This window comes from Phycisphaerales bacterium, from assembly GCA_020852515.1.
Lineage (GTDB): Bacteria > Planctomycetota > Phycisphaerae > Phycisphaerales > UBA5793 > UBA5793.
The window spans coordinates 315,290-336,474 of record JADZAS010000013.1; the positions used below are offsets into that span (position 1 = coordinate 315,290).

A 21,185-nucleotide genomic window follows, 5' to 3' on the forward strand; every position below is an offset into this window, starting at 1 on the left:
TCACACTATCACCCCGCCGCAAAAACCTCCGCCAGCCGCGCCAGCCGGGCCGTCGCCCCGGCGACCTCCGCCCGCACGGCGTCGGCGTCCATCGCGGCCGCGGGGAAGCGGTTCTGCCGCCGGTAATACTCCATCGGATCGGCGCCGTTGGGCTTGATGGTGATGCGATACCTCCACCCGTCAAACACTTCGTATACCGGAAACAGCCCGCTGCCCACCGCCAGGCGCACCAGTTCGACCGACTCGGCCGGCTCGGACTTCCACCCCGTCGGACACGGCGAGTGAATGAGCAGAAAGCGGAACCCTTCCAGGTGCAGGGCCGTGTCGAGTTTGCGCGCGAAGTCCTCCGGATGCGCGATCGACAGTGTCGCGGCATACGGAATCCGGTGCGCCGCCATGATCGCCATGATGTCCTTCTTGCGCTCCAGTTTCCCGACGGGGGTCGTCGTCGTGCGCGCCCCGGGCGGAGTGGCCGAGCTGCGCTGTCCGCCCGTGTTGCCATAGATCTCATTGTCATAACAGATGTAGATGATGTTTTCGTTGCGCTCCGCCGCCGCGCTGAGCGCCGCCATGCCGATGTCGTACGTGCCGCCGTCGCCCGCCCAGCAGATGACCTGGTGCGGCTCATCATTGAGGTCGCGCACCGCCGCCACGCCCGAGGCAAACGCCGGACTCGCCGCGAACGTCGAAGCGAGCACAGGCACGCTGTAGCCCGTGGTCGGATAGCCGCCCGCCGTCACAATCCCACAGCACGCAGGGATGACGAGTTGACACCTTTGCCCGGCGCTCTTGAGCGCACGATCGAGCATGACCAGACCCACGCTCATGCCGCAGCCGCCGCAGTTCGTGTTGCCGGGCCGCACCAGGCACTCGTCACAGCAGGTGATCGGATCCTGCGTCTCGAGGGTGACATTCATCGGTCGATCCCTTTCCAGACCGGCTTGCCGGCGCTGCGCCGACCGAGCAGGTCGTCAATGACTTCATCGAGCATCGCGGGCGTCACGTCGCCGCCGCACACGCCGGTGAGATAATCCTGCACCATGACGTCATCGCGCCGGCCCTGCATCGCCGCACGAAGGTCGTGCCACCACACCCCGCCCACCCCCGCGGCATAGTCGCGGTCGAGCACGCCAATCTTGGTGGCCCGGGGCATCGCGTCGAGCAGCGCGTCGACGGGCAGCGGACGGAACATCTTCATCTTCACCATGCCGATCTTCTCGCCGCGCGCCCGCCGAGTCCGCACGACTTCGCGTGCGGTCGAAGCAATCGTGCCAGAAGCGATGAGCACCGCCTCGGCATCCTCAGTCTCGAAAGCGCTGATCGCGCCGCCCGGATCGCGGCCGAAGATCTTCTCAAAAGCGGCGCGATGCTCCTCGTACACCGCCCCCACGCGCTCCATCGCTTCGTCGATCTCGAGCCGCTGCGAGAGCGTCTCGCGCGGCCAGGTGAGCCCGCCCACCGTCGTCGGCCGCTCGAAGTTCAACTGATGCGGCAGCTCCAGCGGTGGCAGGAACCGATCCACCAGGTCCTGCTCGGGAAGGTCCGTCTCCATCTGCGTGTGCGAGAGGATAAACGCATCCATGATGACCATCACCGGCAGCAGGATGCGCGGATCTTCCGCCAGCCGGAACGCCAGCAGCGTCGAGTCGAGCACCTCCTGGTTCGTCTCGCAGTACAACTGGATCACCGGAAAGTCGCGCAGGTAGAGCGTGTCGCCCTGGTCGGCCCAGATGTTCCACGGCGGGCCGAGCGTGCGATTGACCGCCGCGAGAACGATCGGCAGGCGGTAGTAGCCGGCGACCATGATGTTCTCGGTCATGTACGCCAGCCCGTTGGACGAACTCGCCGTAAACGCCCGGGCCCCGGCCATCGCAGCGCCGATCGACACACCCATGGCGCTGTGCTCGCTCTCGACGGCGATGACGCGCCCTTTCGTAAAGGGAAACCGGGCGACGAATTCGACGATTTCCGTCTGCGGCGTGATCGGATAGATGCCGCACGCTGCACCGCGTCCGACCCGGTTCGCCTCGGCGGCGACGCTCAGCGCGTAGCCCGCCGCGTGATTGCCCGTCACCACTTCGATGGCCATGACGGCCTTCCTTTCACCTCGCTGCGGCCCTTACAGGCGCGACATCACCACCACGCCACGCGGGCACTCGGCAGCGCACACGCCGCACCCCTTGCAGTAGTCGTAATCGAAGATGAACTCGTGCCCCACGCGCTTGAGCACGCCCTCGGGGCAATACGTCACGCAGCGATCGCACTCGTTGCACACGCCGCAACTCAGGCACCGCTCGGCCTCACTTGGATCAGCCGCCGTCGCGCGCACCTCGCCGAAGTCGAGCCGGCGCTCCTCCGCCGGGCGCGACATGCCGTGATGCGCCGGCTGCGATTCAAACAGGTGCAGCCTCAACCCGTTGGCGTGGATCACTTCCTGCGCCTCAGAAGTCAGCCCCGGCTGCTCCTGCCCGGTGAACACGTAGTGAATGGCCATCGCCGCGCGCCGCCCGCTGCCGATCGCCGCCGCGACCGTGCCGTCGTTGCCGGCAAGATCGCCGATGGCGTAGACGGGCGTCTCGAGCAGACCCATCACGTCTTCGCCGTCGTGCACCACCGTGCCTTCGGGAAAGATCGACAGTTCAGGCGACTGGCCCAGCGCCAGCAGCACCCGGTCGCACTCGATCGCAAAGTCGGAACCGGTCACTTCCACCGGACGCCGCCGGCCTGATTCGTCCGGCTCGCCCAGCTTCATGCGGCGGCAGATGAGTCTGCGACGCGGGCCGCCGCGCGCCGGCTCAATTCGAACTGGCAGCGTGAGGTAGTCGCACTGGACCCCCTCTTCGATTGCTTCATCGATCTCTTCCTTGATCGCGGGCATCTCCTGCCGTGTGCGGCGATACACGATGCGGGCGCTTGCAGCACCGAGTCGCAGCGCCGAGCGCGCCGCATCGAACGCCGTGTTGCCGCCGCCCACGATCACCACCGCTTCATCATCGACGCGAATCTGGTTCCGCACAGCGCGATCGAGGAAGTCGATGCCCTGCATGACGGAGTCGCCGTTGCCGCCTGCGCCGAGATCGAGGCTGCGCAGTTCCTGCAGGCCCGTCGCCACGAGCACCGCATCGAATTCCAGAGTGAGCCGGTACAGATCGCGCCGCTCGATGCGCGTGTTCAGCCGCGTCTCGATGCCGAGGCTCACAATGCGATCGATCTCGCGATCGAGCACGTCGCGCGGCAGGCGGTACGGCGGAATGCCCGTGCGCAGCAGGCCGCCAAGGTCGTCACCCGCCTCGATGAGCGTCACGGCATACCCGAGCAGCGCGAGGTGATACGCCGCGGTCAACCCCGCCGGCCCCGAGCCGATGACGCCGATGCGCCGCGGCAGGCGCGGCTGCGCCTCGAGCCGCACCTGCCCCTGATCGCCCGCATAGCGCTCCAGGTCGCGCACGTTCACGCCTTCATCCAGCGCGTGGCGATTGCACGACTCCATGCACGGCGCCGGGCACACGCGCCCGCACACCGAAGGAAACGGCGTCGTGCGCAGCAGCGTCTCCAGCGCCAGGTCCGTCTGCTTGCGCGCCAGCGCCTGCAGGAATCCCTGCACGTCGTTGCCCGCCGGGCACACGTGGTTGCACGGCGGCGTCCACTGCCGCCGGTGCGGCTGCTGCGTCGCCCACTGCCCGGTGCGGATCGCCGGCCGCTCCGCGCCTCCTCCGCCAACGATGCCTTGCACGCGCGCCGTCGGCGTCGCAGGATGCGTCGCCCGTGCGCCCTCACGATCGATGTCATCGACGAACACCACGCGCTGATGCGCCTGCTCGGCAGCGCTGAAGTTGCTCCCGCGGAACCCGAGATGCTCGAGCGCTTCGTGCACGCTGTCGAGTTCGAAATCAAGAATCCGCGCCACCGCGCCCGCCAGCGCCGTGTTGACGATCGGCACGCTGCGCGTTCCAAGTTCGTTCTCGCGCGCGATGGCGGTCGCATCCACCGTTGCTACGCGGTAGCCCGGAAAGCGCTCCGCGAACTCGTAGGGCAGGCGCGGGTCGTTGATGAGAATCCAGCCGTCGGGCTTGAGCCCGCTGGTGATCGCCGGCCCCACCAGCGTGGCGTCGAGCACGATGACGTGATCCGGCTCGTAGATGAGGTTGCGATTGGTGATCGGCTGCCGGTCGTAGCGGCAGAAGGCCTGCAGCGGCGCGCCCGAGCGCTCGGCTGCGTAGAGGCCAAACGCCTGCACCGAGTACCCGTGCAGGAATCGGCTGGTGGCGATGATCTTGGCCAGCGTAACGCCGCCCTGACCGCCGCGGCCATGAATCCGGATCTCGATCATCGGCAACCTCCCGGGCTGCATCATGTCAGCGACATGACCCCAGGATCACAGCGGCCGATGAGCCTTCCCCCGATAACGCGGCCCGCCGATCCGGGCGATCAGTCCCTGATCCGTGTGATTATCGAGGATTGGGCGCGCGAGGCATACGGGGCGAGATTCCCGAAAGCGCACCGCCATTCCAGGTGAGAGAGGACGCGGCAGCGCCCGCAAAGGCCGGAGCGGGATTCGAACCCGCGAATAACGGATTTGCAATCCGTCCCCTTGGACCGCTTGGGTATCCGGCCGGTCGAGACCAAGGGTAGACGACGAGCCCGGAAATGACAACGCTGGAGCTTGAGGCGCCGGACGTCCACTCGGATGCGAAGCGGACGTTCGCCGGGGCCGGCGCGCATTCGGGAATACCATGCATCAGCCCCCGTGCCCAAGGAGATCGTTCTGTTCCTCTTGCCGCAAGCATCGTTCTGGGCCATAGTGGCTGCGCTGATCGTGCTGTCGCTTGGAGCAGTGCTCCGAGCCGTTTGCACGCCAAAATTCGATCGTGGCGCGGCACGATGCGGCCAATGCCGCCATGAGATTATTGATGTCACCTCCGGGATCTGTCCTGAATGTGGCGGCAGACTTGTGTCAGTTGGCCTGCACAGTCGGCGCAGCTACCTGCAATCCAGAGGATCGCTTCCCGGCTTAATCTTCGCATGGTCCGTTCTGTTCTTGACGGTTGGCCTGGTTGGTTTCGAAACTGCGGGCCCCGGGACTTCAGTTGCCGACTGGCTTGGCGTGCCGGAGATCACACGCAACTCGTGTCACGGCAGCCTCTACCCGTACGACGTCCGCGATCAATACACTGGGCGGCCAAATCGTGACAAGACGAACTATCTGGTCGAGATCTACAGCGACTACTTAGGTAGCCCCGATGGACCGTTGGCCGGAGTGTCCACTATCACTTTCCGATCGTATAACGCGGGCGAGATGCGGCTTGATCACAGCACCGAAGAGATCGATCTGATCGACAGCACGGGGAATGTCATTGTCCGCCGTGAAAGGTTGATCACACCTGATCAGTTCGCCAACATCATCCGCGTCGCCGCCCCGGGCATCAGCGATGAACAACTGGCGACCGACTCTCGAGGATTTGTTCAATTTGTTTCAGAGCTTGTTGCCAAGGGACCAGATTGGAACTCCGAAGATCGGCAATCAGCCAATGACCGATGGGACCATGTTGCCCTCGACGGGGAGCCGGTCTTCAAGTTCTCTGGGGGTGGCTGGAGTCGAAGCGGCTTCGCTCCGATGTTCAGTCGTCGCTACGGCATCACCAAAGTCGGGTACATTTACGCTTCAGCCGGCCTGGTGTGGTTCGCAATCTATCTGCTCAGTCTCTTCGCCTTGGTGCGCCGACGTTCGAAGTTGCTTCATGTGGCTTGAAGAATCTGCTGCACCACAAACCCACACCGCACCTCGCCCTCAACCCGCCTCGTCGCCAACTCAATCGCCGCATCTGATTCGTCGATCGCGATCCAGTTCCGCCCCGAACGCTGCGCCGCCACCGCCGTCGTTCCGCTGCCGCAGCACGGGTCCATCACTGTGCCGCCCGGCGGGCACAGCGACTCGATGAGCACCTCCAGCAGCCGCAGCGGCTTTTGCGTCGGATAGCCGCAGCGCTGCGCATCCGTCGCCGCCAGCGCGGGAATGTCGAGGACCGATTCCAGCGGCTTGCCGCCCTTGAAGTCGTAGCGCTTGCCGTAACTCATCATGTACCGGCCGAGCTCATCCTCATGGCAGTACTTGCGGCGTTGGGCCTCGGTCACTTCGCCGCGCTGCTTCTTGAAGTAGTGCCTGCTCGTCCGGCCGTAAACGAGAATCGCATCGTGCTTGCGCAAAAAGTGGCGCGAAGCCGTGGCGTTGCCCAGGCCGTACTTCCAGATGAGTTCGTTGATGAACCGCTCCGCGCCGAAGTGCTCGTCGAGCAGGCAGCGAGCGTGGGCCGAAGCGCGGTGATCGACGTGCACCGCCATCGAGCCCGTCTCGCGCAGCGCCGGCCGGCACAGGGCCACGAGATCATCGAGGAAGTTGAGGTGCGCCGCTTCGTCCCACCGGTCGGCGTACGCCGTCTGCCGCTCGGCCCCGCCCCCATTGCGCCCAGCGCGGAGGTAGTGATCGCGATCGGTTCTGAACGGCGGATCGACGTAGATGAAATCCACCGACCCCGCCGGCACGCTCGCCAGCGCTGCGCGAAAGTCGCCGTGCACGAGCCGGTTGCCCCCCGCCGGGCCGATCGTCCGGACCACTTCGAGGCGACCTTCTCGCGGCTGCGGCCGCCTTCTCCGGCCGGCCTCGTCAAACTTGCCGGGCCAGACGAGTTGCGCGCCGGCCGCCGCGGCGCCGGGCGCAGCGACCTCCACGGCTCGCAGAGCCGGTTTCGACGCATCCTGGGCCGTTCGCGGGCGCGGCATGGGCCAATCATAAGCGATCCAGCCGTCTTGACGGCACGGCGTGACGCGCCGATACTTGCCTTCCCGCCGCGGCCGCCCGCGACGAGCGGGCTTGTAGCTCAGTTGGTCAGAGCGCACCGCTGATAACGGTGAGGTCGGAGGTTCGAATCCTCCCAGGCCCATTGAACGCCCGGCTGCCACCCCAGCCGGCCAACGTGCCCCAGCCGATCCGCCGCCGAGAGACTCCGGCGGCGTTGGCGTTTTTGAGGGTGGCCCGCCGCGCTGACCTGAAGGGCCCAGCGCCCGCCGATGTGCCTGAAGTGGCCGCTCGCACTCATGGCACGGCCACGCGGCAGCCCCGTCCAGATAGATCCGGCGTGAACGCGGAAGAGACGCGGTCGTTTTCCGGCTTTTTGCCGTGATTGCGGGTTTGTCCATGCCAATGCCGTGCAGTTGTGGTAGGCTGGAAGAGAACCCGGCGTCTGGCAGAAGCGGAAGCGCGGCGGATGCGACCCAAGGGGCGATCGATGAGGTGCGGAGACAGTTCCCCTGATTGTCCGTGATGCACCAAGCTTGGCGGTGCAGGCGAAAGCCTTCTCCGCCAGTTCCTCCAGAAGCATACGAGGTGACACATGTCGCGCACCAATCTCATCGCTCTTCCCGCGCTGACGGCGCTTCTCATTTCCGCAACCGTCATGGCGCAGGACTACCGCTATGCGGTCATTGAGTTGCCGCGGCTCACGGAGACGTATCAATGGGCGGGAGCAGTGGACGTGAATTCCCACGGTGACACCGTCGGTTTCACGTCCACGGCGGACTTTCGCATCCATGCGGCACTCTGGCCGGCAGAAGGTGGAGTAGTTGATCTCGGAACGCTCGGAGGACAGTATAGCGGTGCGATTGGGATTAACGAAGCCCGCGAAATCTGCGGCTGGGCGGTTGCAGACCCGAATGGAAGCATTTTTGACACACGTGCATTCCTGTGGCGCCAGGGCCAGATGTCAGACCTCGGTACGCTCGGAGGGGAAGACAGCTATGCGTTCGCTCTTAATGACAACGGACTGGTTGTCGGCGAGGCGGCTTATGAACTGACGAGTGGCAGGCGCAAGGCATTTGAATGGGTCGATGGCGAAATGGAGGAGCTTCCCGGAATCAACCCCGAATTTGGTAGCCGGGTTGCCTTTGACATCAACGCCGACAACGAGGTTGTCGGGTACGGTTTGGACCTCCAAGGTCAGTGGATTGGGCTTCTATGGTCTAACGGTCAGGTTGTTGGATTACCAACACTCGGGGGAGATGGCGCAACTGAGGCATATGGCATTAACGAGAAGGGCGTGATCGTCGGACACTCGCACGTATCCGAAGGCATCGGTCACGCTGTCAAGTGGGTCAATGGCCACATTGTCGATATTCATACATCCTCCATCGGCACAATCAGTATTGCACGCGGGATCAACAATTCTGGACAGATCGTCGGAGATGCGTATGGCGGGTTGCGTGCGTTCATTCTGAATACCGGGGAACAGATGATGCTGCTCGATGATCTCGTTCCGCCTCGGCTCAGTCTGGACTGGACGATGCAGCGAGCAAGCCACATCAACGACGCTGGTCAAATTCCGGTAACTGCGGAGTATGACGGCGACACCTGGGCACTCCTCCTCACGCCTGTCAACCCGATGATGTCACTCCAGGACCCCGTTCCCGGTAGCGCTGGCACCGTGAACCGGCTGCGAGTAACTGGCGCCCCCCCTGGCGCGCGCGTCTACTTCTGCTACTCCCGCCACGGTGGTGGCACGCGCATCCCCGGCTGCGACCTGCAGCAGAACGCGCTGCAGCTCGACAACCCGACCGTCATCGGCAGCACCATTGCGGACCAGGATGGCGTCGCATCGATCACGCGCCCCGTCCCCCTCATCGCCCGCGGCCAGACCATCCTCTTCCAGGCCGTCGTCCAGAACGAATGCGCCATCAGCCAGTTGGTGGTGCATGAGTTCCAGTAGGAGCGAGCCCGAGTGACACCGCAGACAAGCACATGCCAAACAATCGTACCAGTCCCGTTTTCCTGCCCGGCGCGTCCATGATCGGCTCGTTCGTGCCGCGCCCGAACGCGCCGACGACAGACTGTAACTGCGCGCCGCGGCCGTGATTTGCCGCTTGATCAGAAAGGACTTGCACATGATGCATCATGTGTCAATGAGACGACGTGCTCTGTTCATCTCCGGCATTCTCGGAGCATTCGCACACTGCGGCGTAGCGCGCGGCCAAGGGGCCGCGAGCTACGCGATTGTGGACGTGGGAGACTTCGGCGGCCGATCTGCCACGATTCCGCGCGCAATCAACAACAACGGCGTGATTGCTGGAACGACATGGGACGCCCAGAGCAATGAGATTCGCGTCTTCGTCTGGCGCAATGGAGTTGTGGAGTACCTGGAACCGCTCGTGCCCGGGCTCGATGCAAGAGCCAACGACATCAACGACCTCGATGAGATCGCTGGTTACAGCTACACTGCCTTGGGAGCTCGGCACGCTGTGAAGTGGCTGGCTGATGGAACGCCTGTAGACCTCGGCACGCTTGGGGGAGAGGACTCTGGCGCCTACGGGATCAGCGCGTCAGGTCAGGTGGTGGGCGGCGCTGACTTGCCAGTGGAAGGGAGTCATTCCTTTCTTTGGGAGAAGGGCCGGATGATCGACCTCGGCGATCTTGGTCGCCCTAGCGGCGGAGCGAACGCGATCAACGAAGTCGGCCAAATCGTCGGTGCATCAGGCATTCTTCCCTTCAGCTCCCGTGCTTTCCTCTGGGAGAACGGCGAGATGATCAACCTCGGCACGTTGCCTGATGGTTCCCAGAGCATTGCATACGACATCAACGATGTGGGAGTCATAGCGGGCGAGGCGAGTAACTCAAGCAGTCTTCGGAATGCCGTCCTCTGGGAAAATCGCATCATCCGGAATATCAACAATCCATCTCTCGGCCGGTATACTGGCGCCTACGCCATCAACGCGTCAGGCCAGGTAGTCGGCTACATCGACGTGGACTTTACACTCGAGCAGTTACAGAGTTTCTTCTACGAAGATCCCGGTCCGATGGTCGATCTTCGCTCGCTCCTTCCGGCGCATCACACTTGGAGGCAGTTGCTGGTATCGCTCGACATCAACGACCACGGCGAGATCATCGCCTACGGCGACCGTGTTGGCGGGAGCGACTACCTCTATCACGCAGTCCTCATCACCCCCGTCCATCCGACGCTGACACTCCAAGGTCCCCAGCCCGGCACCGCCGGAACACTCAACGGCATCCGCGCCACCGGTTGCACGCCCGGCGCCCGCGTCCACTTCTTCTACAGCACCACCGGCGGCGGTACCCTCGTGCCCGGCTGCAACCACACCGATGGTGTCACCCTCCAACTCGAGAACCCCATCCGCGCCGGCACGGCCACCGCCAACGCAAACGGCATCGCCACGCTGACGCGCTTCATCCCCGGCAACGCCTCAAACCTCGGCGAGGTGCTCATCCAAGCCGTCGATGCCGACAACTGCCAGATCAGCCAACTCGTGGCGCATCAGTTCGAGTAGGAGCGAGGCCAGGGATTAGGCACTTGGCATTAGGCATTAGGGAAAGGCAGCGAGGCGCCGAGGCGCCGAGGAGAGGCATCAGGCACTTGGCATCAGGCAGCGAAGGCGAGAGCCGGAATCCACTTGATCGGACACGAAACCGGCTTTGGGGCTGCAACGCGTGCGAACCCGTTTTGACGCCTCGCTCGATGCCTGCCTTCGCGGGCATGACGCCGAGAACGTGATCGCCGAGGCACCGGGCAATTGAACCCGGACCGCGACTGCGGCTCGCGGCTACCGTTGTCGCGTCCTGCTGCGACGTGTGACCGTTCTGTTTCGAGCGCACCTGATGCCCCAGCCCACGCCGAATGAGCCAGCGCCGCCAGCACTCCGCCGCGACGTCGGGGTGTTCGGCGCGACGATGATGGGCATGGGCTCGATCGTCGGCACCGGCGTGTTTGTCAGCATCGGCATCGCCGCCGGCCTCGCCGGGCCGGCCGTCATCCTCGCCATCGTCATCGCGGCCGCGCTGGCCGTCTGCAACGCCCTGAGCAGCGCCCAGCTCGCGGCCAGTTACCCCGTCAGCGGCGGAACATATGAATACGGCTATCGCCTGCTCATCGCGCCCGCGGGCTTCACCGCCGGCTGGATGTTCCTCTGCGCCAAGAGCGCCTCGGCCGCCACGGCTGCGCTGGGCTTTGCCGGCTACCTGCTCCACGGCCTGGATGCATCCGCCGAGCGCTGGCTCGTTCCCGTCGCCGCAGCGTCCATTGCGATCCTGACGATCATCGTCCTCGCCGGCGTGCGCCGGGCGAATCGGGCCAACATCGTCATCGTCTCGATCACCCTCGCCTCGCTGACGGCGTTCGTCCTCGCGGGGCTGCCCACGGTCGCGCAGCGCGGCAGCGCCAACCTGACGCCGTTTTTCGGCGGCGCCGGCGACAGCGGCTGGGATTCGCTGCGCGGCCTGCTCCACGCCTGCGCGCTCATGTTCGTCGCCTACACCGGCTACGGGCGCATCGCCACGCTGGGTGAAGAAGTCCGCTCGCCGCGCCGGACCATCCCGCGCGCGATCATCATGACGCTCATTCTCTCGGCGTCGCTCTACGTCGCGGTCTCCGTCGTCGCCGTGGGCTCGCTGGGTTCGGCCGGATTGAGCGAGGCGACGCAGTCACAGGCGGCGCCGCTGGAGATCGCCGCCGAGCATCTCGCCTGGCCGCAGGTGCACTGGATCGTCGCGATCGGCGCCATGACGGCCATGCTCGGCGTGCTGCTCAATCTCATCCTCGGCCTGTCGCGGGTGCTGCTGGCCATGGGGCGGCGTCGCGACATGCCCGCGGCGGTCGCGAAGATCAGCGCCCGCCACAGCACGCCCTTCGTCGCCGTCATCCTCGTCGGCATCATGATCGCCGGCCTGGCGTGCATCGGCAGCGTGAAGACGACGTGGTCGTTCAGCGCCTTCACCGTGCTCATCTACTATGCCATCACGAATCTCGCAGCGCTGCGCCTGCCCGCAGAGCAGCGGCTCTACCCGCTCATCTTCCCGTGGGGCGGGCTGGTCGGCTGCGTCTTTCTCGCGTTCTGGGTGGAGTGGCAGATCTGGGTCGCGGGGCTGGGCCTGATCGCCGCAGGGCTGGTCTGGCACGCGGTCGCCCGCACCCTCGCGCGCGAGCCGGCATGATGGCCGCCGGCGCATCGCGACTCAGCCGGGGTGCTGATGCCTCGACGTCTCGATCTTCTCGAGGGCATCCACGACGAGGCCGGCGTAGCGGCTCAGCGGGCACTGCCGCGTGGCGCGCGGCAGACAGAAGTCGCCCGCCGTCGGATCGCTGTGGCACGACTGGCAGATGAGTTCGCGCATGGCGTCTTCATACGGCTTCATCGATTCGGAGTGAATCTGATGCACGATCAGCCGGATGCGCGGCAGGTTCTGAAAGATCGTGCACGCCGCCTCGCATGGGCGCGGCTCGTCGAGCGGCCAGTCGCCCTCGGCCGGCTCGCGCTGGCTGCACTGGGTGCACACTTCGGCGCGCACGCCGCGCTTCATCACTTCGAGTGTGGGAAGATGTTGCATGGCGGACCCCCCGGGCTCATTGGCCCGCAGGAAAGTGGATCAGAAGTTGCCTCGGCCGCGGCCGGGGCGCGTGAGCCGGGAATGCTCCAGCCACGTCCACAGCGCAAAGCCGCCGATGAGAATGAAACTCACTGCATAAGCGAGAATGGCATATTGCGTTGCGTTCACGCCTGACCTCCTGCCGGCACGAGGCGCGGCTCATCAAGTTCTTCGGCCGGTTCGCTCGCGGCCCGCTGCAGCCGGTTGATCCGCATCGACGCCACGAGCAGGCCCGCCGCAAGCATCGTCATCGGAACGAACCACGCCAGCAGCGTCAGGCGCATCTCCGGCGCCATCGAGATCGACTTGGGGTGAATGTCGGGCAGCAGTTTAGTGGACAACCACACGAGCGGCACATCCATGAATGCGATTACGCCATACACGGCGCAGATGAGCGCCCGCCGCTGGCTCGACTCGATCGACGGCCGGATCATGAGATAGACGACGTAGAGCAGCCAGAGGATCAGGCTGAAGGTGAGGCGCGGCGTCCACTGCCACCACGCGCCCCACGCGCTGCGACCCCAGATCATGCCCGTGAGCAGCACGATGCTCGCCAGTAGCACGGCCACTTTGGCGGCGGCAAAGCCAAGATCATCCCACCACGAGCGGCGCTGCAGCAGGTACATCACGCTGGCAATGAACACCACGAAGCAGGCGACGAACGTGTTGATCGCCGCGGGAAGGTGGATGTAGAACACCTTCTGCACGTCGCCCATCGTCTCCTCGCGCGGCGTCCACCAGACCATCATGGCGGTCACCGCGGCGAGCAGGCCAAACGTCACCACCCAGTAGACCGGGCCGACGATTCGCACAGGTGTCGATTTCATCGCAGAACTCCTTTTCACGCTTCGAGCACGACATCGAACACGAGCCACGAAGCAGCCAGAAACATCAGATCGAACGCGATCAGCAGCGCCAGGCCGCTGCCGGCCAGCGACGTGCCGTGCTCGAACAGATTCGCCAGCACGCGCGTCGAGATGAGAACGACCGGCAGCGTGATGGGGAACACGAGCATCGCGAGCAGTCCGCCCGCCAGGCGCGTGCTGCTGGTCAGGGCAGCAAAGAGCGTGCCTACCGCGGCGTAGCCGATCATGCTGACGGCCATGACCAGCGCAAAGCCGCCTGGCGCCACCGAAAGATCAAACTGGAAAAACATGATGCCCACCGGCGTCACGACCAGCGCCAGCGCGAACATGAGCACGAGATTGGCCAGCAGTTTGGCGATGTAGATCGAGCCGCGATCGATCGGCGCCAGCAGCAGGCCGGCCAGGGCGTCATCGTGGCGCTCGACGGCCATGGTCTTTTCGAAGATGAGCACGCCGCCGAACAGGTACGCCACCCAGAGAATGGCCGTAGCGGTCAAGCCGCCCGCACCGCCGCCCGAGCCCAGCCCGAGCGCCAGCACGACGACGATGAGCACCGCGAGCACCACGACCAGTCCAATCGTCTGCCGGCCGCGCGCTTCGATGCGCAGGTCCTTGAGCGTCAGCATCGTGATGTGGCGGATCGCGCGTGTCATCGCTGCTCGATCTCCCGCAACACCTGCTCGACCGTCAGCTCGCACGCGGCGGCGTCGAGCGCCAGCCGCCCTTTGCGCAGAACCAGCACGCGCTCGGCCAGCCTCAGGGTCTGGCGCACGTCGTGGTTGGCCAGGAGCACTGCCATGCCTTGCTCATTGAGTTGGGCCATGAGTCGCTCCACCGTGTCCACCGACGGCGCATCGAGCCCGGCGAACGGCTCATCGGCGAGCAGCAGCCGCGGCTCGTGAAGAAGCGCCCGAGCGATGGAAACCCGTTGGACCATGCCTCGACTGAATGTCTTGACAGGGTCGTGCGCCCGATCCACAAGGCCCACGAAATCGAGCAGGTCCATCGCCCGGGCGCCTGGCTCGGAAAGATCATGAAGCCGGCCGAAGAATACGAGATTCTCCAGGGCCGAAAGGTCTCGATAGAGCATCGACTGGTGGCCGATGAGCCCGATGCCGGCCCGGATGAGCGCGCCCTGGCGGCGCGAGTTGCGGCCGAAGATCTCGAGTTCGCCTCGCGTGGGCGTGGTGAGCGTCGAGAGCAGCCGCAGCAGCGTCGTCTTGCCGGCGCCGTTGGCGCCCAGCAGCGCCGCGTAGCAGCCGGCTGGCACATCAAACGTCAGGTCGCGCAGGATCGGTCGATCATCGAGCACCTTGTGCACGCCCACGGCGCGCACCGCCGGCAGCGCCGCCGCGCTCTCGCTCTGTGCGAGGCGAAGTGTGCGGCCGGAGTCGGACTGCCCAGAACGGGCCTCGATCGCCCCGGCTCGACTGAACCGCGGGGTGTCCGCATGCTGGATGGTGAGTGGAGCCGTCATGGCGGTGGTGCTTCAGTTCGTCGCCTGCGCCTGGCGCGGCGCCTTGAGGAAGATCGCCGCGATGCCTGCCAGCAGCACGATGCCGCCGCCGATCGCCGCGAACAGTTTGATCTGCGAGTTCGTCTGGCTCACGGATGCGAGGTCAGCCGAAGCCGGCAGCGCGCCGATCGACAGGCCGACGAGTTGCCCCGGCTCCATCGCGTCCGCCTGGAACATGCGAACGTTGGCCTGCCCCATGGGCTCGGAGCCGGCGTCAATCATGCCCTTCAATTCCACTTCGCTGCCGTCATCGACGAAGAACGCGACCATGTTGTCGGTCGGCGCCGGCGCCGAAACGAACAGTTCCGACGCGTCCTGGCCATTGGGAACGAGATACGCGAACGTGAACTGACTGCGTCCGGGCATCATGGGCATCTGCACGCTCAGCAGCCCGTCAGGATCCAGCCGCGTGCAGCACCAGCCGTGAAACCCGCCGACCAGTTGCACCTGAGCGGCGCCCTTGGGCAGGCGGAACTGTGCCGCATCGCGCTTGGGCTCGGGGGAGTCATCGACGGGCGCGCCGAGCCACGTGCTCTGAGCCGGGTTGTTGGTAATGACCGTCTCGTGCACGAGGATGCCTTCGGCGCTGCGCTCGATCTGCACGTGCCGCATGGCGATGTGCCAGTCCGGGCGCTCGTCGGTCGTGTCATAGACCGTCACTTCAACGGTGGTTTCCGGCGAAGCGGGTGAGATCGCCGTGCCCGTGTTCTGGTAATGCACGCCGGCGAACCCGACCTGCACGACCGGCGTGACGTCCATCGCCACCGGCAGATTCTCGAAGACAACAACGCCGTGCTCGTCGAGTTCGGCCTGCTGCGAGTGAACGACCTGGCCGCGATGCACCAGCAGAATCTCCACCGGCGCCACGCCCACTTCGGTCCCATACGGCGTGCCCTGAACGGCTCGCACCGCGACGCGGCCGATCGCGGCCTGCGCCATCCGCTCGCGCAGCGCCGCTTCATCGAGCGGCGTCGGCTGCACGGCGCCGGCGGGATCGGCCGCCGGGGGAGCGCCCGCGTCGGGATTGGCGCCGGGCGCGATCTGCCCGAAGGCGGCGGCAGAGCAACTCGTGATCATCGCGGAGAGAAGCAGAAGACGTTTCATGGATTCACCTTCCAGCAGTGTGGTCAAAGAGGGGGTCACGAAGGGCACGAAGCAGGTGCGGCCGGCCCGGTGCGCAGATCGCCTGTGGAGGAAGCAGCCCTGGTGAGCGCGGCTGCAGGCGCCGGCGCCGTCGCCGGGCGCTGCCGCCGTCGTGGTCCGCCACCGGAAGTAGTGCTGTCCTCGCTGTCGTCTGGTCGCATCGACGAACCTTCGTTGGCCGCAGGTGTCATGCCCTTCGTGCGCCCCTCCTGTGTGAGTTTACCGTTCGAGGCGGCGCTCGCCGCCTTACTGAGTCTCGGGAGCATGCAGATGATCGAACCGATGACCAGGATCGTCGAACCGATCCAGATCCACATCGTGAGCGGGTTAATGATCACCTTGATCGCCGTCACCTTCCCGGCCGCTTCCCAGCCGGCGAGGATGAGGTAGAGATCTTCGCGCCAGTTCGAGCGAACCGCCACCTGGGCCGACGGCTCATCGGGGCGCTTGTCGTAGAAGCGCCGCTCGGGCGACACATCCACAACTTTGCCCCCCGGCAGCGTCGCTTCGATCGACGCGACCACGGCGGTGTAGTTCTCGCGAGGCACTTCCTCAAGGCCGTTGAACTTAAGCGTGTAGCGCCCGGCCTGGAACGACTCGCCGGGACCGACCTGGTGCGTGCTCTCCTCGGGGAAGAGGCTCGATCCGGCAAAGCCGATGACCATGAGCGCGACGCCCAGGTGAACCACAAAGCCGCCCCAGCGGCGATGGTTCGAGTCGAGCAGCCTCCAGGCGACGGGCAGCGCGCCCGCGCCGCTGTGTGCTCGCTCGGCGCGAACGCAGTGAGCGAAGTGCACGAGCACCGCGATGACGGTCACCGCCGCAAACAGCGTGACGAGCAGCGCCCAGATGTTGTGCACGCCCAGCAGCGCGGCAGCGGCCGTCAGCGCCGCACCGGCGATGCCCGGGCCGATCAGGCTGCGGCCGAGCCGCTTGCCGGCTTCGTGGCCGTAGACCAGCGCCGGCGCCGTGGCCATCAGGCCGATGAGAACCAGCCCGATGGGCGCCACCGTGTTGTTGTAGAACTTCGGCCCAACCGTCATTTCATTCGCGAACGTGCGGCTGATCACCGGCCACATCGTGCCCAGCAGCGTGATGGCCGTCATGATGACGAGCAGCACGTTGGCGATGAGCACCACGCCCTCGCGCTCGAGCATGCTCGACAGCCGACGCTGCGGCGCCAGGCTCGACCAGCGCCAGGCGAACACCGCAGCGCTGCCGACGACGAGCAGAATGATGAACGCGAAGAAGAACGTGCCCACAAGCGACTCGCCGAACGAGTGCACCGAGGACACCACGCCGCTTCGCGTGATGTAGGTGCCGAAGATGCACAGGATGAAGCTCGTCGCGACCAGCGCCACGTTCCAGCGCTTGAACACGCCGCGGTGGTCCTGCATGATGACCGAGTGCAGCAGCGCCGTACCCGTGAGCCACGGCAGCAGCGAGGCATTCTCGACCGGGTCCCAGCCCCAGTAGCCGCCCCAGCCCAGTTCGATGTACGCCCACCACGCGCCGATCATGATGCCTGCGCCCAGCGTGACCCAGGAGAAGAGCACCCAGCGGCGGATGTCGGTCAGCCAGCGCGCATCGGTGCGCCGCTCGGCCATGGCGCCGATCATCACGGCGAATGGAATGGCAAAGCCGGCGTAGCCGAGGAACAGCGTCGGCGGGTGGATGATCATCGCCAGGTCCTGCAACTGCGGGTTCAGGCCCTTGCCGTCGGCGGGCGCGAGGCCTGTGACCACTTCAAAGGGGTTGGCCGCAAAGAGCAGCAGCGCGCCAAAGAAGCCGCAGATGGCGCCGAGCACGCCGATCGTCACCGCTTCGCCCGTGCCGCGATTGGCCCGTCGGCTCACGATCGCGATCGTGCTCATCCAGGCGATCATCCCGCCCCACAGCAGCAGGCTGCCTTCCTGACCGGCCCAGAACGCCGCAAACTTGAATCCCACGGGCAGAGCCCGCTCCGTGTAGGACGCAACATAAGCGAGCCGGAAGTCGCTCTGGAGCAGTGCGACCAGCAGCAAGGCGCTCGCGGCGGTGAGGCACGCAGCAAAGGCGCCCACGCCCCATCGCGCGGCGCTGAGCGCCCGCGATGACTGCAGCCGCACTGCGGCGAGGCTGGCGATGATCACCGCCATGCAGGCGAGCGTCGCCACGGCGAGGATGGATGTGCCGATCGTCGGGATCATTGGTCGCTGTCTCCGTAAGCGTCGGCGCCGTCTTCCGCCATTTCGCTGGCGTGCGGCGACGACGGGTCGTACTTGCTGGCGCACTTGGTCAGCAGCATGTCAGACTGAAATACGCCGTTCTCATCGAGCGCGCCTTCGACCACGACCTCGTGGCCGGGCTTGAACATGTCCGGCACCGCGCCCTTGTATTCGACGCGCAGGCTCTTGCCGCTGCTCACGAGATCAAACTTCGCGTACAGCAGGCCCGGGTTGCAATCCACGTTCTCCAGACCCACGCTGCCCGTCAGGCGCACGCGGCGGGAATGAAACTCCGCCTTCTCGATGAACGCATCGGCGTCCATCGAATAGACCCAGCCGGTTCGCACGCCGGCCTGCACGAGGTAGACCACCGCTCCGCCGATGACCAGCAGGGCGATGACGACTTTGGTTCGGATGCTTGTCATGTCGATTCTCCGGGAACGCTTCCCACTTGCCCTGTAACAACAGCGGTGCCACGGCCCAGGGCGATCCGAAAAACTCCGGCGCCGCTCACGGTCAGCCTTCGCTGGCGACGCCTCGCCGACCGGAAAAACAGGGCGTGATGCCCGAATTCCCGCTGTCGCACGGCTGCATTTGCATGCCGCGCCGCCAGGCGCGCACCCGCGATTCTGCGGCGGCCGCGCCCCGCGGGCCGCGGCGCTCGTGCGCCAGCCCGCCGCGCATTCTCAGCGGTGGGAACTGCCTCGCCGCGGCTTTCTTGGCGGTGGGATCACCCATCTCCCCTGGAGGGCGCATCGGCGGTGCAACCGCCCTAGCGGGCTGGTTTATCGGCTTTCAGCCCGGTGACAGTCGGGGAAACCGCCCCGTACGCCGTGGCACGGTTCTTGTTCCATTACCGTCGGCTCGCACAAAGTAACGGATGCGGGCGGGCGGCTTTGAACCGGCGGCCGAAAAAAAAGGGCCGCGAAGATAAAAGGAGATGTACCATGAAACGGCGCCATTTGATCCACCTCACCACCATGACCGTACTCGCGTGCGGCGCAGCGGGAGCCAACGCCCAGATCGTGGGAAGCGCTCACGACTTCACCAACGCGGGCTGGGCTGACAACCAGATCTGCAAACCCTGCCACACCCCGCACAACGCCATGACCGTTGACATCAACGGCTACGGCACCGACCGGCTGTGGAACCACGCTCTGCCCGCACAGAGCCAGGTCTACAACACCAACGAAGGCGACCTCACCCGTGACGAAGCCCTCGACGCCAAGAGCATCCTCTGCATGGGCTGCCATGACGGCACCGTCGCCCTCGACTCCTTCGGCGGCGTGAACGGCAGCACGATGATCTTCGGAAACGCGCTCATCGGCACCAACCTGACCAACGACCACCCGATCGGCGGCGCTGCTGTGTGGGACCCGACCTATGAAGGAAGCCGCTACAACCCGCGCCTCACGTGGGAGAACTCAACGATCGGCGGCGACAGAATGGGCCGCCTCCAGGACATGCTCGTCAACGGCCAAGTCGAATCGGTCATCAGCTGCGTCACCTGCCACGAGCCTCACCGCCGCGGCGGCAATGACTTCCTGACCCGGGTTGACAATACCGGAAGCGCCATGTGCCTCGCCTGCCACATCAAGTGACACGCGGCCTGGCTTGAATCAGATCTCTTCACCTTCCCCCTCCCGGGCGTTGATCGGCGCGGCCCGAGAGGGGGAACGGCTTGACGGACTCGATAATGGAATTGGAGCCGCCCGCCCCCACCCGTCGTCGTCCTGATCGAGCCCCCCGAAACATCGCGCCCTTTGAGACACGAAAGGGCATGGCCATGACCTCTCGCATGCACATCCCATCTCGTCGCCGCATCGGTTCCGCCGCGTTGCTCGCCCTCGCCTTGCTGGCGATGACTGCCGGCTGCTCGTCGAACCCGAAGACCACTGAGGCACCGACCGCGGTCGCCACCGAGTACGCCTTCTGGCCGCCCTATCCCGACGAGCCGCGCCTGCAGTACGTCGTCTCGTTCAAGCACAGCGGCCAGATCGCCCCGCGAAAGTCCAGCGCGCTTGAGGACATCATCTACGGCAAGGAAACCAACGTTGACGCCGCGGTCAACAAGCCCTATGGCGTAGAGATGTGGAACGGCCGCATCTACACCTGCGATATCCGCGGCGGCGCCGTCATGGTCTTCGACCTCCGCAAGAAGCAGACGCGCATCATGGGAACCACCGGCCGGGAAATCCTCGTCCGCCCCACTGACATTGCCATCTCCGACGACGGCACGAAGTACGTCGCCGACCTCGGCCGCAACCTCATCTTCGTCTTCGACGCCGATGAGCGCTTCGTCCGGACCATCGGCATGAAAGACCTGCAGCCGGCGGGCCTGGCCGTGTTCGACGATCGCCTGTATGTGAGCAACTTCGTCGGACAGCGCGTTGAGATCTTCGATCGCCGCAACGGCAATCACCTCGGTTCCTTCGGCGAACCCGGAGACGGGGACGGCCAGTTCGTCCGCCCGCTGGGCATCGAAGTTGACGCCCAAGGCAACATTTACGTCACCGACGTCATCCGCTGCCGGCTTCAGAAGTTCAGCCCCGAAGGCGAGTTCCTCCTGGGCTTTGGCGTCATCACCAACAACATCGGTTCGTTCGTGCGGCCCAAGCACATCGCCGTGGACAAGGAAGGCACGATCTACGTCGTGGACGCCTCGTTCCAGAACGTGCAGCTCTTCAGTCCCGAGGGCTACATCCTCACCTTCTTCGGCGCGGCCGGCGCGCACCCGGGCGCCATGTTCCTCCCCGCCGGAATCACGATTCACTACGGCGACATGGACCTCTTCAAGCCCTACATTCACCCCGACTTCGAGGCCCAGTACCTCGTGCTCGTCACCAACCAGTTCGGCGACGACAAGGTTTCCGTCTACGCTTTCGGGCAACTCAGGCCGGGCGTCAGTGTTGAGGCGATCCGGGCCAGTCAGGCCGATATCAACCTGGGAGTCGAGGATGCCGACAAAGCCCAAGGCGTCAATCCCGAAGTCACCCCTGATGACGAGCAGCCTTCAGACCTGAAACCGTGAG

General features: G+C 65.3%; 17 protein-coding genes and 2 tRNA genes. 7 read left to right on the forward strand and 12 right to left on the reverse strand.

From position 1 onward, the window contains the following. Positions 1 to 8: 8 nt before the first annotated feature. The 4 genes from IT430_07480 to IT430_07495 all read right to left on the reverse strand — a co-directional run bounded on the left by IT430_07480 (position 9) and on the right by IT430_07495 (position 4,614). Positions 9 to 917, reverse strand: a complete 909-nt coding sequence (locus IT430_07480) for a hypothetical protein (protein MCC6907765.1) — start codon at positions 915 to 917, stop codon at positions 9 to 11. Beyond that, a complete protein-coding gene (locus IT430_07485; GenBank protein ID MCC6907766.1) occupies positions 914 to 2,089 on the reverse strand; it encodes a hypothetical protein in 1,176 nt (391 codons plus the stop codon). Before IT430_07485 ends, IT430_07480 begins: the two co-directional genes overlap by 4 nt. Positions 2,090 to 2,119: 30 nt before the next feature. Further along, positions 2,120 to 4,330 carry a 2-oxoacid:acceptor oxidoreductase family protein gene (locus IT430_07490; protein MCC6907767.1) on the reverse strand — a complete coding sequence of 737 codons (2,211 nt, stop codon included), beginning with the start codon at positions 4,328 to 4,330 and terminating at the stop codon, positions 2,120 to 2,122. 210 nt (positions 4,331 to 4,540) lie between these two features. Beyond that, positions 4,541 to 4,614 (reverse strand) — tRNA-Cys (locus IT430_07495). Positions 4,615 to 4,747: 133 nt separating this feature from the next. Between IT430_07495 and IT430_07500 the strand changes: the two genes are divergently transcribed. Next, positions 4,748 to 5,749: a hypothetical protein gene (locus tag IT430_07500; GenBank protein MCC6907768.1), complete on the forward strand. Its 1,002-nt coding sequence runs from the start codon at positions 4,748 to 4,750 to the stop codon at positions 5,747 to 5,749. On the opposite strand, the gene IT430_07505 is transcribed toward IT430_07500, so the two are convergent. Further along, positions 5,737 to 6,777, reverse strand: a complete 1,041-nt coding sequence (locus IT430_07505; protein ID MCC6907769.1) for a site-specific DNA-methyltransferase — start codon at positions 6,775 to 6,777, stop codon at positions 5,737 to 5,739. The two genes, IT430_07500 and IT430_07505, sit on opposite strands and share 13 nt — an antisense overlap. A gap of 87 nt (positions 6,778 to 6,864) precedes the next feature. Between IT430_07505 and IT430_07510 the strand changes: the two genes are divergently transcribed. The 4 genes from IT430_07510 (at position 6,865) to IT430_07525 (ending at position 11,989) form a co-directional block, all read left to right on the forward strand. Next, positions 6,865 to 6,938: transfer RNA gene (locus IT430_07510), tRNA-Ile, on the forward strand. A 450-nt stretch (positions 6,939 to 7,388) separates the two neighbouring features. Beyond that, positions 7,389 to 8,756 (forward strand): hypothetical protein, encoded by a 1,368-nt coding sequence (locus tag IT430_07515; protein MCC6907770.1) that lies wholly within the window; start codon positions 7,389 to 7,391, stop codon positions 8,754 to 8,756. A gap of 193 nt (positions 8,757 to 8,949) precedes the next feature. After that, positions 8,950 to 10,329, forward strand: coding sequence for a DUF3466 family protein (locus IT430_07520; protein MCC6907771.1), 1,380 nt, complete (start codon positions 8,950 to 8,952; stop codon positions 10,327 to 10,329). A 328-nt stretch (positions 10,330 to 10,657) separates the two neighbouring features. Beyond that, positions 10,658 to 11,989: an amino acid permease gene (locus IT430_07525; protein ID MCC6907772.1), complete on the forward strand. Its 1,332-nt coding sequence runs from the start codon at positions 10,658 to 10,660 to the stop codon at positions 11,987 to 11,989. A gap of 21 nt (positions 11,990 to 12,010) precedes the next feature. Here the strand turns inward: IT430_07525 and IT430_07530 are convergent, their stop codons facing one another. The 7 genes from IT430_07530 to IT430_07560 form a co-directional block, all read right to left on the reverse strand. After that, the gene (locus IT430_07530) at positions 12,011 to 12,382 is read right to left on the reverse strand and encodes a hypothetical protein (protein MCC6907773.1); all 372 of its coding nucleotides are present in this window, start codon (positions 12,380 to 12,382) and stop codon (positions 12,011 to 12,013) included. Between the two features lie 164 nt (positions 12,383 to 12,546). Further along, complete coding sequence (gene ccsA, locus IT430_07535; protein MCC6907774.1) at positions 12,547 to 13,248, reverse strand: cytochrome c biogenesis protein CcsA; 702 nt, start codon at positions 13,246 to 13,248, stop codon at positions 12,547 to 12,549. A 14-nt stretch (positions 13,249 to 13,262) separates the two neighbouring features. Then, a complete protein-coding gene (locus IT430_07540; protein MCC6907775.1) occupies positions 13,263 to 13,940 on the reverse strand; it encodes a heme exporter protein CcmB in 678 nt (225 codons plus the stop codon). Next, entirely contained in the window at positions 13,937 to 14,764 is an 828-nt protein-coding gene (locus IT430_07545) for an ABC transporter ATP-binding protein (protein MCC6907776.1), read from the reverse strand. Before IT430_07545 ends, IT430_07540 begins: the two co-directional genes overlap by 4 nt. Positions 14,765 to 14,776: 12 nt before the next feature. Then, positions 14,777 to 15,907, reverse strand: a complete 1,131-nt coding sequence (locus IT430_07550; protein ID MCC6907777.1) for a hypothetical protein — start codon at positions 15,905 to 15,907, stop codon at positions 14,777 to 14,779. 35 nt (positions 15,908 to 15,942) lie between these two features. Continuing rightward, the gene (locus IT430_07555; protein ID MCC6907778.1) at positions 15,943 to 18,135 is read right to left on the reverse strand and encodes a heme lyase CcmF/NrfE family subunit; all 2,193 of its coding nucleotides are present in this window, start codon (positions 18,133 to 18,135) and stop codon (positions 15,943 to 15,945) included. Beyond that, positions 18,132 to 18,578 (reverse strand): cytochrome c maturation protein CcmE, encoded by a 447-nt coding sequence (locus IT430_07560; GenBank protein MCC6907779.1) that lies wholly within the window; start codon positions 18,576 to 18,578, stop codon positions 18,132 to 18,134. Before IT430_07560 ends, IT430_07555 begins: the two co-directional genes overlap by 4 nt. A 522-nt stretch (positions 18,579 to 19,100) precedes the next feature. On the opposite strand from IT430_07560, the gene IT430_07565 reads away from it, so the two are divergent. Then, a complete protein-coding gene (locus tag IT430_07565; GenBank protein ID MCC6907780.1) occupies positions 19,101 to 19,754 on the forward strand; it encodes a hypothetical protein in 654 nt (217 codons plus the stop codon). 179 nt (positions 19,755 to 19,933) lie between these two features. Further along, entirely contained in the window at positions 19,934 to 21,184 is a 1,251-nt protein-coding gene (locus IT430_07570) for a hypothetical protein (GenBank protein MCC6907781.1), read from the forward strand. The last annotated feature ends 1 nt before the right edge of the window (position 21,185 follow it).